The organism is Actinocorallia libanotica (assembly GCF_039525175.1).
Classification (GTDB): Bacteria; Actinomycetota; Actinomycetes; order Streptosporangiales; family Streptosporangiaceae; genus Actinocorallia; species Actinocorallia libanotica.
The window spans coordinates 57151-71933 of the sequence record NZ_BAAAHH010000027.1; the positions used below are offsets into that span (position 1 = coordinate 57151).

Annotated in this window: 16 protein-coding genes and 3 tRNA genes; 16 read left to right on the top strand and 3 right to left on the bottom strand. The window is 71.3% G+C overall.

The genetic code is table 11. The features are described from left to right. Positions 1 to 195: 195 nt before the first annotated feature. Positions 196 to 1395 carry a CaiB/BaiF CoA transferase family protein gene (locus ABD140_RS27835; RefSeq protein WP_344243973.1) on the top strand — a complete coding sequence of 400 codons (1200 nt, stop codon included), beginning with the start codon at positions 196 to 198 and terminating at the stop codon, positions 1393 to 1395. Between the two features lie 31 nt (positions 1396 to 1426). Next, positions 1427 to 2896: a dihydroorotase gene (locus ABD140_RS27840; protein ID WP_344243974.1), complete on the top strand. Its 1470-nt coding sequence runs from the start codon at positions 1427 to 1429 to the stop codon at positions 2894 to 2896. 78 nt (positions 2897 to 2974) lie between these two features. Here ABD140_RS27840 and ABD140_RS27845 read toward each other — a convergent pair whose 3' ends face one another. After that, positions 2975 to 3340, bottom strand: coding sequence for a nuclear transport factor 2 family protein (locus ABD140_RS27845; protein ID WP_344243975.1), 366 nt, complete (start codon positions 3338 to 3340; stop codon positions 2975 to 2977). A gap of 122 nt (positions 3341 to 3462) precedes the next feature. Between ABD140_RS27845 and ABD140_RS27850 the strand changes: the two genes are divergently transcribed. Next, positions 3463 to 4608, top strand: coding sequence for a methyltransferase (locus ABD140_RS27850; RefSeq protein WP_344243976.1), 1146 nt, complete (start codon positions 3463 to 3465; stop codon positions 4606 to 4608). On the opposite strand, the gene ABD140_RS27855 is transcribed toward ABD140_RS27850, so the two are convergent. Further along, a complete protein-coding gene (locus ABD140_RS27855) occupies positions 4592 to 5803 on the bottom strand; it encodes an MFS transporter (RefSeq protein WP_344243977.1) in 1212 nt (403 codons plus the stop codon). The genes ABD140_RS27850 and ABD140_RS27855 overlap by 17 nt on opposite strands. 52 nt (positions 5804 to 5855) lie before the next feature. On the opposite strand from ABD140_RS27855, the gene ABD140_RS27860 reads away from it, so the two are divergent. From ABD140_RS27860 to ABD140_RS27895, 8 genes are all read left to right on the top strand, one after another. Further along, the gene (locus ABD140_RS27860) at positions 5856 to 6536 is read left to right on the top strand and encodes a FadR/GntR family transcriptional regulator (protein WP_344243978.1); all 681 of its coding nucleotides are present in this window, start codon (positions 5856 to 5858) and stop codon (positions 6534 to 6536) included. A gap of 99 nt (positions 6537 to 6635) precedes the next feature. After that, a complete protein-coding gene (locus tag ABD140_RS27865) occupies positions 6636 to 8141 on the top strand; it encodes an alpha/beta hydrolase (RefSeq protein ID WP_344243979.1) in 1506 nt (501 codons plus the stop codon). Positions 8142 to 8197: 56 nt separating this feature from the next. Then, a tRNA-Thr gene (locus ABD140_RS27870) sits at positions 8198 to 8270 on the top strand. Positions 8271 to 8374: 104 nt separating this feature from the next. Then, positions 8375 to 8448: transfer RNA gene (locus ABD140_RS27875), tRNA-Met, on the top strand. Between the two features lie 76 nt (positions 8449 to 8524). Further along, positions 8525 to 8689 carry a 50S ribosomal protein L33 gene (rpmG, locus tag ABD140_RS27880; RefSeq protein WP_106397297.1) on the top strand — a complete coding sequence of 55 codons (165 nt, stop codon included), beginning with the start codon at positions 8525 to 8527 and terminating at the stop codon, positions 8687 to 8689. 118 nt (positions 8690 to 8807) lie between these two features. Next, positions 8808 to 9245, top strand: a complete 438-nt coding sequence (locus tag ABD140_RS27885; RefSeq protein ID WP_344243980.1) for a MaoC family dehydratase N-terminal domain-containing protein — start codon at positions 8808 to 8810, stop codon at positions 9243 to 9245. A 1-nt stretch (position 9246) separates the two neighbouring features. After that, complete coding sequence (locus tag ABD140_RS27890) at positions 9247 to 9675, top strand: MaoC family dehydratase (protein ID WP_344243981.1); 429 nt, start codon at positions 9247 to 9249, stop codon at positions 9673 to 9675. A 107-nt stretch (positions 9676 to 9782) separates the two neighbouring features. After that, the gene (locus ABD140_RS27895; RefSeq protein ID WP_344243982.1) at positions 9783 to 10829 is read left to right on the top strand and encodes a UDP-N-acetylmuramate dehydrogenase; all 1047 of its coding nucleotides are present in this window, start codon (positions 9783 to 9785) and stop codon (positions 10827 to 10829) included. Here the strand turns inward: ABD140_RS27895 and ABD140_RS27900 are convergent. Continuing rightward, entirely contained in the window at positions 10826 to 11848 is a 1023-nt protein-coding gene (locus ABD140_RS27900) for an adenosine deaminase (protein ID WP_344243983.1), read from the bottom strand. The two genes, ABD140_RS27895 and ABD140_RS27900, sit on opposite strands and share 4 nt — an antisense overlap. Before the next feature lie 175 nt (positions 11849 to 12023). Between ABD140_RS27900 and ABD140_RS27905 the strand changes: the two genes are divergently transcribed. From ABD140_RS27905 to rplA, 5 genes are all read left to right on the top strand, one after another. Beyond that, positions 12024 to 12096 (top strand) — tRNA-Trp (locus ABD140_RS27905). Positions 12097 to 12197: 101 nt separating this feature from the next. Then, positions 12198 to 12443, top strand: coding sequence for a preprotein translocase subunit SecE (gene secE / locus ABD140_RS27910; RefSeq protein WP_344243984.1), 246 nt, complete (start codon positions 12198 to 12200; stop codon positions 12441 to 12443). Between the two features lie 63 nt (positions 12444 to 12506). Continuing rightward, a complete protein-coding gene (gene nusG / locus ABD140_RS27915) occupies positions 12507 to 13310 on the top strand; it encodes a transcription termination/antitermination protein NusG (protein ID WP_425544158.1) in 804 nt (267 codons plus the stop codon). Positions 13311 to 13486: 176 nt separating this feature from the next. Continuing rightward, the gene (gene rplK / locus ABD140_RS27920) at positions 13487 to 13918 is read left to right on the top strand and encodes a 50S ribosomal protein L11 (RefSeq protein WP_344243985.1); all 432 of its coding nucleotides are present in this window, start codon (positions 13487 to 13489) and stop codon (positions 13916 to 13918) included. A gap of 61 nt (positions 13919 to 13979) precedes the next feature. Continuing rightward, on the top strand, positions 13980 to 14702 hold the full coding sequence (gene rplA, locus ABD140_RS27925; protein WP_344243986.1) for a 50S ribosomal protein L1: 723 nt from the start codon (positions 13980 to 13982) through the stop codon (positions 14700 to 14702). The last annotated feature ends 81 nt before the right edge of the window (positions 14703 to 14783 follow it).

A 14783-nucleotide genomic window follows, 5' to 3' on the forward strand; every position in this document is an offset into this window, starting at 1 on the left:
GTCAAGACGTGTATCGGCCTGTTCCAGCTTCGGGTCGTGCGGGCGCGTATCGGTCCGGCCCGGGGCCGGTTCGATCGCGTGACAGCCCGGACGGGCGTTGACGAGGGGTCCGAAAGGTCCTTATTGTTTCGCTCGGGATAACGATGTATCCATGGATGGAACATCGTTCGGCTTCGGGTGGAAGAGGGGCGCGGGATGGGCGGGCCGTTGGAGGGGGTGCGGGTGCTGGACGTCTCGACGATTCTCGCGGGCCCGTTGTGCGCGCAGATCCTCGGGGACTTCGGGGCGGACGTGGTGAAGGTGGAGCATTCCACCAGGCCGGACGGGATGCGGGGGCACGGGAGGTCCAAGGACGGGCATGCGCTGTGGTGGAAGGAGGTCGCCCGGAACAAGCGGACGGTCGGGCTCACGCTGTCGGCTCCGGAGGGGGCCGAGGTGCTGCTGCGGCTGGTGGAGCGGGCGGACGTCCTGGTGGAGAACTTCCGGCCGGGGACGATGGAGAAGTGGGGGCTGGGGCCGGACCGGCTGCACGAGGTGAATCCCGGCCTGGTCGTCGCGCGGGTCACCGGGTTCGGGCAGAAGGGGCCGTACGCGGGGCGTGCCGGGTTCGGGACGCTCGCGGAGGCGATGAGCGGGTTCGCGCATCTGACGGGTGATCCGGACGGGCCGCCGACGCTTCCGGCGTTCGGGCTGGCCGACAGCGTCTGCGGGATCGCCGCCTCGTCGGCGGTGATGATGGCGCTGTTCCACCGCGAGCGGTCGGCGGACGGGCGCGGCCAGGTCATCGACATGAGCCTGCTGGAGCCGCTGATGGCGGCGGTCGGGCCGTCGCCGACCGTCTACGACCAGCTCGGCGTCGTGGAGACCCGGCACGGCAACCGATCCACCAACAACGCGCCGCGCAACACCTACCGCACGTCCGACGGGTACTGGCTGGCCGTGTCGACCAGCGCGCAGGCGATCGCGGAGCGCGTCATGCGGCTCGTGGGGCGTCCCGAGGTGATCGAGGAGCCCTGGTTCGCCACCGGCCGGGGCCGCGTCGACCACGTGGAGCTGCTCGACGAGATCGTCGGCGGCTGGATCGGGGCGCGGACCCGCGCCGAGGTGGTCGAGGCCTTCACCGGGGCGGGCGCGGCGGTCGCACCCGTCTACGACGCCCGGGACCTGGTGGAGGACCCGCACGTGCGGGAGACGAGGATGCTCACCAAGGTGCACGACCCCGACCTGGGAGAGCTGCTCATGCACAACGTCATGTGGCGGATGTCCCGGACCCCGGGCGAGATCCGGTTCACCGGCCGCGCGCACGGCGCGGACACCGACGACGTCCTGATCGGCGAGCTCGGTTACGACGCCGCCGAGGTGGCGGCCCTGCGCGAGAAGAAGATCATCGGTTGACCCCCCGGCATCCCCGGGACAGGAGGGGAACGTGAGCGCTTTCGAGCTCGTCATCAAGAACGTCCAGGTCGTCCGCCACGACCAGGATGATCCGGTCGTCGCGGACATCGCGGTGCGCGACGGCAGGATCGTGGAGGTCGCGCCCGGCCTCGACGCGGCCGGCGTGCCGCAGGTCGTGGACGGCCGGGGCAGGCTCGCCTTCCCCGGCGTCGTCGACGCCCACCAGCACTGGGGCATCTACAACCCGCTGGCCGAGGACACCGCCAGCGAGAGCCGCGCCAGCGCCCAGGGCGGCGTCACGACCGCGTTGAACTACATGCGCACCGGCCAGTACTACCTCAACAAGGGCGGCCCGTACGCGGACTTCTTCCCCGAGGTCCTGGCCGCATCCGAGGGCCGCGCGTACGTCGACTACGCCTACCACCTCGCCCCGATGTCCCAGGGGCACATCGCGGAGATCCCGGACCTGGTGGAGCGGTTCGGCGTCACCTCGTTCAAGGTCTTCATGTTCTACGGCAGCCACGGCCTGCACGGCCGCTCGGCGAGCCAGAGCGACTTCCTGATGATCCCCGAGGGCGAGCGCTACGACTACGCCCACTTCGAGTTCGTCATGCGCGGCGTCCAGGCGGCCCGCGAGAGGTTCCCGCACCTGGCCGACGAGATCTCGTTGTCGCTGCACTGCGAGACCGCCGAGATCATGACGGCCTACACGAAGATGGTGGAGGAGGCCGGCGACCTGTCCGGCCTGGCCGCCTACAGCGCCTCGCGCCCGCCGCACTCCGAGGGGCTGGCCGTCTCCATCGCCTCCTACCTGGCGCACGAGACCGGCCTGCCGACCATCAACCTGCTGCACCTGTCGGGCCGCAAGGCCGTGGACGCCGCCGTGCGCATGTCCAGGGCGTTCCCGCACATCGACTTCCGCCGCGAGGTCACCGTCGGGCACCTGCTGGCCGACATCGACACCGCCAGCGGCATCGGCGGCAAGGTCAACCCGCCGCTGCGCCCGCGCGAGGACGTCGAGGCCCTGTGGGAGTACGTGGCGGACGGGACCGTCGACTGGGTCGTCAGCGACCACGCCTGCTGCCGCGACGAGGCGAAGTTCGGCTCCGACCGCGCGGACGTCTTCCTGGCCAAGTCGGGTTTCGGCGGCGCCGAGTACCTGCTGCCCGGCCTGGTCACCGAGGGCCGCAGACGCGGCGTCTCCTACGGCCGGATCGCCGCCCTGAGCTCCCGCAACCCGGCCGTCCGGTACGGCCTGCGCGGCAAGGGCGTCCTGGCCGCCGGGTACGACGCCGACATCGCGCTGGTCGATCCGGGAGCCACCTGGACGGTCCGCGCCGAGGACTCGGAGTCCACCCAGGGCTACACCCCGTTCGAGGGCTTCGAGCTCACCGCCAGGGTCACCGACACCTTCCTGCGCGGCGTCCGCGTTCTGGAGGACGGGAAGGTCGTGGGCGAGCCCCGGGGCAGGTACCTGCCCCGCCCCTACGCCGGGGGCTGAGCCCGGGCGCGGCAGAGCCGCACAGAGACTGGACGGCCGGAGGGGTCCCGGGTGAAGGCGCCTTCGGCCGTCCGCGGCTCAGCAGCCGCGCATCTCCTGCTCGATGAGCTCGAACTGGACGCGCATGGCCTCGGACATCGCGTGGACGGCCGACATGGGCCGGAGCATCACGCAGAACTCCTGGATCAGCCCGTCCTCGTTCATCGTCAGGAAGTCGCACCCGTGGATCTCGGTGTTGTCGATGCGCGCCTTGAAGACCAGGGCGTGCTCCGCGCCGTGTTCGATCTCCTTGACGTAGCGGAAGTCCTGGAAGACCCGCATCGCGCCGCGGAGGATCGCGAAGACCATCTCCTTGCCCTGGTAGGGCTTGAAGGCGACGGGGCTGAGGAAGGTCGCGTCCTCGGCGAGCAGTTCGCGGACCGCGTCGAGGTCCTGCTTCTCCACTGCGTTACGGAACGGATGCAAAGCGGCCACCTTACTGCGGTCAACATCATGAGGGGACAAAGCTGGTAATCGGGGGAATCCTACGTGGCGGTCCCCGAGCTCGGAACGGTTAGCCTCCTAGGATGAACCGGCTGGTGACCGCCTCGGGGGAGCTGGAGCTCACGCGCTTTCCCCACCGACCCCAGGATCCGCTGCGCGCCTGGGACGCGGCGGACGAGTATCTGCTGCGCCACCTGGACGAGACGGGAGGCCCGCGGGGGGTGCCCGTCGTCCTGGGCGACCGCTGGGGCGCCCTGACGACCGCGCTGGCGGACCGCCGGCCCGTCCAGATATCCGATTCCCTCCTCGGCCGCTCCGCGACCCGCGAGAATCTCCGGCGGGCCGGGCACGACCCGGAGGAGACCGTCCTGCTGACCACCCGGGACACCCCGCCGGAGCGCGTGGACACCCTGCTGGTGCGCGTCCCCAAGAGCCTGGCGCTGCTGGAGGACCAGCTGCACAGGCTGCGCCCCGCGCTGCACCCGGGCACCCTGGTGGTGGGGACGGGCATGGCCAAGGAGATCCACACCTCCACGCTGCGGCTGTTCGAGGAGATCGTCGGCCCCACCCGCACGTCGCTGGCCGTGCGGAAGGCGCGGCTCATCTTCGCCACGCCCGACCCGTCCCGCACCCCCGGCCCCAACCCCTGGCCGCTGAGCCACACCCTCCCCGAAGACGCCGGGGCGGTCTCGGGCCGCACCGTCGTCAACCACGCCGGGGTCTTCTGCGCCGACCGGCTCGACATCGGCACCCGGTTCCTCCTGGCGCACCTGCCCGTACGGCCGGACGCGTCACGCGTCGTCGACCTCGGCTGCGGCAACGGCGTCCTCGGGCTGGCCGCCGCGCTGACCCACCCCGACGCCGAGATCGTCTGCACCGACGAGTCGCACCAGGCCGTCGCCTCCGCCGAGGACACCTTCCGCGCCAACGGCATGGCCGACCGCGCGGTGTTCACCGCCGCGGACGCGCTCGGCGCCGTCGCGCCCGGATCGGCCGACCTCATCCTCAACAACCCGCCGTTCCACTCCCACCAGGCGACCACGGACGCCACGGCCTGGCGGATGTTCCAGGAGGCTCGCGGGGCACTGGCCCCCGGCGGGGAGCTGTGGGTCGTCGGCAACCGCCACCTGGGCTACCACGTGAAGCTGCGGCGCGTCTTCGGCAACTGCTCGACCGTCGCGGGCAACCCCAAGTTCGTGCTGCTGCGCGCCGTCAGGCGCAGACGCTGACCTCGCGGTCGGCCCGCTCGGCGAGCTCGTCCTCGACCACGCCCGTGCGGGCGGCGTGCAGGCCCAGGGCGAGCTGCGGCACGACGATCACGGCGAGGAACACGATCGGGAGGGTCCAGCCGCCGGTGTGCTGGTAGAGCACGCCGATCAGCACCGGGCCGGGGATGGCGAACAGGTAGCCCAGGCTCTGGACGAAGGACGACAGCCGCGCCACCCCCTCCTGGGTGCGGGCGCGCAGTCCGATCATGGTGAGGGCCAGCGGGAAGCTCGCTCCGCCCAGCCCCAGCAGGATCGTGCACGGCCAGGCCAGCGCGGCGGGGGCCCAGAGCAGCCCGGCGTAGGCGGCCAGCGAGCTGAGGCCGAACGCCCACACCAGCGGGCGCTGGTCGGGCATCCGGGCGATCAGCCACGGCAGGAACGGGGTGAGCGGCACGACCAGGCCCAGCGCCACGGCGAGCATCACCCCGGCGGCGCCGGCCGGGATCCCGGCGTCGCGGTAGATCTGCGGCAGCCAGCCCATGATCGTGTAGGCGGTCGTCGCGTTCACCGCGAAGTAGACGGCCATGCCCCGGGCGATCCGGCTGTGCCGCAGCGGGGGGAGCCGGCGCGGCGCGGCGGTGCGCGCGGGCTGGGAGACCCGGTTGCGCGCCGCGCTCAGCAGGGCCGCGACCGCGAGCAGCGCCCAGATCCCCAGCCCCCACCGCCAGGAGCCCAGCGCCCCGGCCAGCGGGACCGCCGCGGCGGCGGCGAGGGTGGCGCCGCCGGTGAGCGCCGTCGAGTACATCGCGGTCATCGGCTCCACCCGGCCGGGGAAGGCGTGGCGGACGACCGCGGGCAGCAGTACGTTCGCCACCGCCACCCCGCCCATCGCGAGCATGCTGAACAGCAGGAAGACCCAGGCGTCGGAGGCGAGCGCCCGCACGGCGAGCCCGGCGGCGAGCACCGCCATCCCCGCCATGAGCACGGACGTCTGCCCGTACCGGCGGGCCAGGGCGGGCGCCAGCGGGCCGAACAGGGCGAAGCACAGCGGCGGCAGGGTGGTCAGCACCCCGCTGAGCGCGCCGTCCATGCCCAGGTCGGACTGCAGGTCCGCCAGCAGCGGGCCGATCGTGGTGGCGATCGGGCGCAGGTTCAGCGAGATGAGCAGGACCAGCAGGACCAGGGGGAGCGCGGTGGGAAGACGGCGGGGGGTCATAGGACGGATCATAGAATCATTGGATGAATTGGGTAAATGAGACGATGGCGACATGACGTTGTCGGCGGCACGGCGCACCCCCCTCTTCGAGCAGGTGGTGGGGCAGCTTCGCGAACAGATCACCTCCGGCCGCTGGCCGGTGGGCTCCCGCATCCCCATCGAGCCCGAGCTGGCCGAGCAGCTCGGCGTGGCCCGCGGCACCGTGCGCGAGGCGGTCCGGGCCCTGGCCCACAACGGCCTCCTGGACATCCGGCAGGGCTCGGGCACCTACGTGGCGGCCACGAGCGAGCTCGCCGGGGTCATGCGCCGCCGCTTCGCCGAGATCGGCCACGCCGACATCCGGGAACTGCGCATGACCCTGGAGGCGTCCGCGGCCGCCCTGGCCGCCGTCCGCCGCACCGAGGCCGACCTGGAACTGCTCCAGGGGGCGCTCGACCAGCGCGACCTCGCCTGGGAGGAGGGCGACACCGAGCGCTTCGTCCAGGCCGACGCCGCCTTCCACCACGCCGTCGTCGCCGCCGCCCACAACGCCGCGCTCACCGGCCTCTACGCCGACCTCGGCGAGGTGCTGCGCGACGAGCTGCGCGACTACCTCACCGCCGGGCTCGACCCCGAGCGCAAGGTCGACCACGGCGGCCTGGTCGCGGCGATCCGGGACGGCGACGCCGCGGCGGCCACCGCCGAGGCCACCCACTTCTTTCCGAAGCTCGCAGAAGGTGGCGAAAGTCAATGATCTACCGGTTCTGGTTACGTACCAGGACCATGCGCCCCCCGGCCGGGGAATGACTTCCAGGACGGCCGATGCGCACCTGATCGGCTTTGGGGGACGCCCATGGGAACACGGCTATGGCTGGCGATCACAGGGCTGGCGGCGGCCTACGTCCCGGCCGTCCACGCGGCGCCCGCCCTCTCCCGCCCCGCCACCGTCCGGGACTCGGCCTCGGGCCTCTACGCCCAGAAACCGGTGTGGACGCCCTGCCCGGTGGACCCCAGGTTCTCCTGCACCACCCTCGAAGCACCGCTGGACCACGCCCGCCCGGACGGCGAGACGATCCGGATCGCGCTCAACAGGCTCCCGGCTTCCGACCCGGCGCACCGCCTCGGCGCCCTGGTCACCAACCCCGGAGGACCCGGCTCCTCGGGGCTGGAGTTCGTCTTCGGCGCGCACGCCTACTTCAGCCCCGCGCTGCGCGCCCGCTACGACATCGTCGGCATGGACCCGCGCGGGGTCGGGGCCAGCACGCCCGTCGTCTGCCGCGGCTCCACCACCCGGCAGGTCGCCGACACGGAACAGGCGCGGGACGCGTCCGAGGACGCGAGGCTCTTCGCCAAGAGCTGCGCGGACGCCTCCGGCGAACTCCTGCCCAACGTCCGCACCCCCTCGGTGGCCCGCGACCTCGACCTGGTGCGCGCCGTCCTCGGCCAGGACCGCCTGCACTACTACGGAGCCTCCTACGGCACCCTTCTCGGCCGGTTCTACGCCCACCTCTTCCCGGCCAGGACGGGCCGGATGGTCCTCGACTCCGTGGTCGACCCCACCGGCTGGCCCGGCGACCCCACCGCCCAGGCCGTGGGCTTCGAGACCGCCTTCCGGGTGATGGTCGGCGACTGCGCCAGGGGCCCGCGCTGCCCCCTCGGCGACGACCCCGCCCGCGCCCTGGCCCGGGTGGACCGGCTGATCACCCGGGCCGACGCCGAACCGCTGGAGGCGGGCATGGGCGTCCCGGTGACCGGCCGCGACGTGCTGCGGATCATCCAGACGGCCACCTACCGGGAGGAGACCTGGCCGCCGGTCGTCGAGGCGCTGGCCGCCGCGCTGCGCGGCGACGGCGGACCGCTGCGGGCGTTGACGCCCTGGCCCGCCGGCTCCGTCCGCGAGGCGCTCTCCGGCGGGTACCAGGCGGTCGTGTGCCCGCACCTGCGCCCCCGCGCCCGCACCGCCGAGGCCGAGCTCTTCGCGGCCCGCGCCGCGCTGCGCGCCGCCCTGCTGTTCGGACGGCGGGTGGAGGCCCAGCGCCGGGCCTGCGCCGTGTGGCCGGTGCCCTCGCTGCCCGAGGCCGGGGCGGCGGTGCGGACGGACGGCGCCCCGCCTCCGCTGCTGGTGCACAACCGGCACGACGCCGCGACGCCCGTCCACTGGGCCAGGAGCACGCACGGGCAGCTGCCGGGCAGCGTCCTGGTGCTCAACGACTCCGGAGGCCACGGCTTCTACCCGATGGGAAAGTGCACCCGCCGGGTCGTCGACGACTTCCTGACCCAGGGGCGCATGCCCGTTCCGGGAGCCTTCTGCGAGGACCACGCACCCGCCCTGAGCAGGGGAGACAGGGGTGGGAACTAACCGGTTCGCGTAGTGGCCGGGGACCGTGTAAGGTTTTCCCTGCGAGCACGACGCAAGCCCCTTTAGCTCAGTCGGCAGAGCGTCTCCATGGTAAGGAGAAGGTCTACGGTTCGATTCCGTAAAGGGGCTCGAGAAACGGAAGAACGCCCGGCCCGCGACGGGCACGGGCGTTCTGCGTTTCACCGGGTGGCTGGCTTCAGGTACTCTTAACGAGGCCGTCAGCGGCCTGTCATGGCGGGGTAGCTCAGTCAGGCAGAGCAAGCGGCTCATAATCGCTGTGTCGCCGGTTCAAGTCCGGCCCTCGCTACTCAAACCGACCCCCGGTCCCCCCGGGACCGGGATCGGGATGTTCGTCCAGATATCTAGCAGAAAGGCACTCCATCGTGGCTGCCACCGACGTTCGGCCGAAGATCACGCTGGCCTGCCAGGAGTGCAAGCACCGCAACTACATCACGCGGAAGAACCGGCGCAACGACCCGGACCGCCTGGAGCTGAAGAAGTACTGCCCCAACTGCCGGTGCCACCAGGCGCACCGCGAGACCCGCTAGCACTTCGCGCCACCGTTCGGCCCGCTCACCGGTACCACCGGGGGCGGGCCGAACGTCGTTCTGTTACTTTCACCCCGAGCCCCATCAGGAGAGAAGGCTCCCCTCGGAAGGAAACGGCATGGCACTGAACACAGACTTCATCGGGCGCAAGTTCCCGCCCAGCCCCCCGTATGAGGTATCCCGGGTGAAGATCCGCGAGTTCGCGGACGCCATCGGCGACCAGAACCCGATCTACCGCGACCCCGAGGCCGCCAAGGCCGCCGGGCACCCGGACGTGATCGCGCCGCCGACCTTCCCCATCGTGATCGCCCTGGGCGGCGACGCCCTGGCCGACCCCGACCTCGGCCTCAACTACGCCATGGTCGTCCACGGCGAGCAGCGCTTCGAGTACGTCCGTCCGGTCGTCGCCGGCGACGTCCTGACCTGCGAGGCGTCCATCAGCGACATCCGCAAGGCGGGGAGCAACCACCTGCTCAAGATCGTTACCGAGGTCAAGGACGCGGGGGGCGCGCTCGTGGCGACCTCCTACAACACCATCGTGGAACGGGGTGCCTGACATGGCGGCGACCATCAAGTACGACGAGGTCGAGGTCGGCACCGAGATCCCAGCCCGCTCCTTCCCCGTCAAGCGCCTCAACCTGGTGATGTACGCCGGCGCGTCCGGCGACTTCAACATCATCCACTGGGACGAGAAGTTCGCCACGTCCGTCGGCCTGCCCGACGTCATCGCCCACGGCATGTTCACCATGGCCCAGGGCGGCCGGTTCGTCACCGACTGGGTCGGCGACCCCGGCGCCGTCCTCGACTACGGCGTGCGCTTCTCCGGCATGGTCCCGGTGCCCCACGACACCGGCAACGTCATCGAGATCAGCGGCGTCGTCGAGCAGAAGCTCGAGGACAACAAGGTCGTCGTCGGCCTGTCCGCCCGCGAGTCCGGCGGCCAGAAGGTCCTCGGCCAGGCCAGGGCCGTCGTCCGGCTCGCCTGAGGGACCGGCACCACCCGCGCCCGCCCCCGCCGGGGCGGGCGCGCGCGTCTTCGGAGAGGATGGGACGCGACCACCGGCGGAGCCGACGGAAGGACACGGAGCTCCAGATGAACGTGCGCTGTCAGGATGTGCGGCTCTCCGGATACACCACGCTGCGGCTGGGCGGCCCCGCCCGCACCTTCATCGAGGCGACCACCGAGGACGCGCTGGTCGAGCAGATCCGCGCCGCCGACGAGGCGGGGGAGCCCGTCCTCGTGCTCGGCGGCGGCAGCAACCTCGTCATCGCCGACGAGGGCTTCCCCGGCACCGTCATCCGCGTCGCCACCCGCGGCGTGACGATCGAGGGCGGCCGGGTCGAGGCCCAGGCGGGCGAGGAGTGGGACTCCCTCGTCGCCCGCGCCGTCGCCGAAGGGCTCTCCGGCGTCGAATGCCTCTCGGGCATCCCCGGGCGGGTCGGCGCCACCCCCATCCAGAACGTCGGCGCCTACGGGCAGGACGTCGGCGAGACCATCGCCGAGGTCCGCGTCTACGACCGGCACGAGCAGCGCGTCCGCGCCTTCGCCCCCGCCGAGTGCGCCTTCACCTACCGGCACAGCGCCTTCAAGGGCCACGACCGCTACGTGGTGCTCTCCGTCGCCTTCCAGCTGGCCGAGACGGGGGAGTCCCGGCCGGTCAGGTACGCCGAGCTGGCCCGCCGGCTCGGCGTGGAGACCGGAGCCACGGCCCCCCTCGCCGCGGTCAGGGACGCCGTCCTGGCACTGCGCCGCGGCAAGGGCATGGTGCTGGACCCCGACGACCCCGACACCCGCAGCGCCGGCAGCTTCTTCACCAACCCCGTCCTCACCGAGGAGGAGCTGAAGCTGCTGGCCGAGCGGGCCGAGGGCTTCCCCGCCTTCCCCGAGTCCGACGGGCGCACCAAGACCTCCGCCGCCTGGCTGATCGACCGGGCGGGCTTCGCCAAGGGCTACGCCAGGGGCCCCGTGCGGCTGTCCACCAAGCACACCCTCGCGCTGACCAACCCCGGCGCCGAGGGCACCGCGCGCGACCTCCTCGACCTCGCCCGCGAGATCCGCGCGGGCGTCCGCGAGGCCTTCGGCGTGACCCTCGTCAACGAGCCCGTCTTCGTCGGGCTCACCCTGGACGAGGAGGGCTAGGCGGGGGCGGCCAGCCAGTCGTCCACGCCCTCCAGGAGCTGCTTGCGCACCCCCGGAGGGGCCGCTGAACCCCGGATCGAGCTCCGCGCCAGCTCGGCCAGCTCCGCGTCGTCGAAGCCGTGCTCGCTGCGCACCAGCTCGTACTGGGCGGTCAGCCGCGAGCCGAACAGCAGCGGGTCGTCGGCGCCCAGCGCGATCGGCACGCCCGCCTCGAACAGCCCGCGGACGGGGACGTCCCCGGCGCTGCCGGCCACCCCCAGCGAGACGTTCGAGGCCGGGCACACCTCCAGGGTGATGCCGCGCTCGGCGATCCGCTCCACCAGGCGGGGGTCCTCCACCGCGCGCACCCCGTGCCCGATCCGGTCGGCGCCCAGCAGGTCGATGCAGGGCCGCACCGACTCGGGGCCCTGCAGCTCGCCGCCGTGCGGGGCCGAGAGCAGCCCTGCCCGCTTGGCGATCCGGAAGGCGCGCTCGAACTCGTACGGGCGGCCGCGCCGCTCGTCGTTGGAGAGCCCGAAGCCGACCACGCCCTGCCCCGCGTAGTGCGCCGCCAGCCGGGCCAGAGTGCGGGCGTCCAGGGGATGGCGGGTGCGGTTGGCGGCGATGACCACGCCGATGCCGATCCCGGTGGCGCGCTCGGCCTCCCGCACGGCGTCGAGCACCAGCTCGGCCGTGGCGGTCAGCCCGCCGAACCGGTGCGCGTAGCCGGAGGGGTCCACCTGGATCTCCAGCCAGCCCGAACCCTCGGCCGCCTCGTCCTCGGCCGTCTCGCGCACCAGCCTGCGCAGGTCCTCCGGGGTCTGCAGCACCGACCGCGCCAGGTCGTACAGGCGCTGGAAGCGGAACCAGCCGCGTTCGTCGGTGGCCCGCAGGGCGGGCGGCCATTCGGAGACCAGCGACTCGGGCAGCTGCACCCGGTGGCGCAGGGCCAGCTCGACCAGGGTCGAGTGGCGCATCGACCCGGTGAAGTGCAGGTGGAGGTGGGCTTTCGGTAGGCGAGACAGATCCCGGCGGTTCATTGCCTAATCCTGCCCCCTGAACCTCCGTTCACTCTGTTGACCTGCTCACGAACCACCCGGAAGCCACCCGGAAGGACTACCCCGCCACCCCCGTCCGGGTTTCCAGTTCGACGAGACGGCTCCGGACACGTATGCTTCTCTTTCTAGTGGCGCGTGTCGCAAGCACGCCTGCTGAAGGGCAATGGCGCAATTGGTAGCGCTCCGGTCTCCAAAACCGGCGGTTGGGGGTTCGAGTCCCTCTTGCCCTGCGGAGCAGCTTCACGTTCCCAGCTGCACGTGAGCACGCATAAGGTGAGTACACACGCGGCGGAACGTGCCGTGTCGGACGATCAATCCGAACGAGGGTGAGATGGCGACTGAGACCCGCGACGCGGCGACCGAGGACAAGGGAAAGCCGGCCAAGCGCAAGCGCACCAGCCCCCTGCTGTTCATCCGCCAGGTCGTGGGCGAGCTGCGCAAGGTCATCTGGCCCACCCGCCGAGAGCTGATCAACTACACCATCGTGTCGCTGGTGTTCGTTCTGTTCATGATCGGTCTCGTGACACTGCTCGACTGGGGAATCCAGCAAGGGGTCTACAAGCTCTTCGCCGGCTGAGTCTCAGCGGGTAGAGCGCCGCCGATCCAACCCGGGTTTCCACCTAGAGAGAGAGTCACTGCCGTGTCCGAGTCGTCGCAGTTCCACGACGAGCTCCAGCAGGAGCCGCTGGCGGATCAGGTGGCCGAGGAGGCGGAGGAGACCTCCGAGGGCGAGCCCGCCGAGAACGCCGAGCTCCTCGAGATCGCAGAGGCCGACGAGGCCACCGAGTCCGTCGAGAACGCCGAGGGCGACGAGTCCGCCGAGGACGACGAGGCGCCGGCCGAGCCCGCCGCCGACCCGCACGAGGAGTTCATGCGCGAGCTGCGCATGCAGATCGGCGAGTGGTACGTCGTGCACACCTACGCGGGGTACGAGAACCGGGTCAAGAGCAACATCGAGACCCGCACCGTCACCCTCAACATGGAGGACTACATCTTCCAGATCGAGGTGCCCCAGCACGAGGTCACCGAGATCAAGGGCGGCAAGCGCCAGAAGGTCAACGAGAAGGTCCTGCCCGGCTACATCCTGGTGCGCATGGACCTGACCGACGAGTCCTGGGGCGCGGTCCGCAACACCCCGGGCGTCACCGGCTTCGTGGGCCTGTCCAACAAGCCCTCCCCGCTCAGCCTCGAAGAGGTCGCCAAGCTGCTGGCCCCGGCGCCCGCCGAGCAGACCCCCGCCGCCAAGGCCGCCTCCACCAAGGTCGCCGCGACCGTCGACTTCGAGGTCGGCGAGTCCGTCACCGTCATGGACGGCCCCTTCGCGACGCTGCCCGCCACGGTCAACGAGATCAACCTCGACACCCAGAAGCTCAAGGTGCTGGTCTCCATCTTCGGCCGCGAGACCCCGGTCGAGCTCTCGTTCAACCAGGTCTCCAAGCTCTAGCGGGTATCCTGGTCAGGACTTCGGCCCCTGTGCTCCGGTACGGGGGCCGTCTTTCGGCCCGGCCGCCCCGCGGCCCGGCCACCTCCAAGGCTCCAACATCGCGGCTCACGTTCCGGCCGTGATGTTGCCCGTCATCCGGGAGTCGGAGCCAAGCACACGGAACGAAGGGACGGCTCATGCCTCCGAAGAAGCGCAAGGTCAGCGCCATCGTCAAGGTCCAGCTGAACGCGGGTGCCGCGACCCCCGCGCCGCCGGTCGGTACCGCGCTCGGTCCGCACGGCGTCAACATCATGGACTTTTGCAAGCAGTACAACGCCGCCACCGAGGCGCAGCGCGGCAACGTGATCCCGGTCGAGATCACGATCTACGAGGACCGCTCGTTCACCTTCGTCACCAAGACGCCGCCGGCCCCGCAGATGATCCTCAAGGCCGCCGGCATCGACAAGGGCTCCGCGGTCCCGCACAAGACCAAGGTCGGCTCGATCACGCAGGACCAGCTCCGCGAGATCGCCGAGTTCAAGATGAAGGACCTCAACGCCAACGACATCGAGGCCGCCGCCAAGATCATCGCCGGCACCGCCCGCTCCATGGGCATCGAGGTCAAGTAAGTCCACCCGTGTGGGAGGGCCGGCGCGGCCCGCACCACGAACTCCCGGAAAGGGGAGCAGCATGAAGCGCAGCAAGAGCTACCGCGCAGCCGCGGAGAAGATCGACAAGGACGAGCTGTACTCGCCGCTGCAGGCGGTGCGCCTCGCCAAGGAGACCACGGTCACCAAGTTCGACCCGACCATCGAGGTCAACACCCGCCTCGGCGTGGACCCGCGCAAGGCCGACCAGATGGTCCGCGGCACCGTGAACCTGCCGCACGGCACCGGTAAGACCGCCCGCGTGCTGGTCATCGCCGGCGGCGCCAAGGCGGACGAGGCCCGTGCGGCCGGCGCCGACTTCGTGGGCTCCGACGACATGATCGAGCAGATCTCCAAGGGCTTCCTGGACTTCGACGCCGTGGTCGCCACCCCGGACATGATGGGCAAGGTCGGCCGTCTGGGCCGGGTGCTCGGCCCGCGCGGCCTCATGCCCAACCCCAAGACCGGCACCGTGACGATGGACGTGGCCAAGGCGGTCACCGAGATCAAGGGCGGCAAGATCGAGTTCCGGGTGGACCGGCACGCCAACCTCCACTTCATCATCGGCAAGGCGTCCTTCGACGACCGCCAGCTGGTGGAGAACTACGCGGCGGCGATCGAGGAGATCCTGCGGCTCAAGCCGTCGGCGGCCAAGGGCCGTTACCTGAAGAAGGTGACGATCACCTCGACGATGGCGCCCGGCGTCCCGGTCGACCCGACCGTGGTCCGTGCGTTCACCGCCGAGCTGGACGAGGCGAACGCGTAAGACTCCCGCTCGCGGGTGAGGCCTCCGGGGATTCCCCGGAGGCCTTTTGTCCGTCTAAGGTCTGATAGCCGCGGGGGAGAG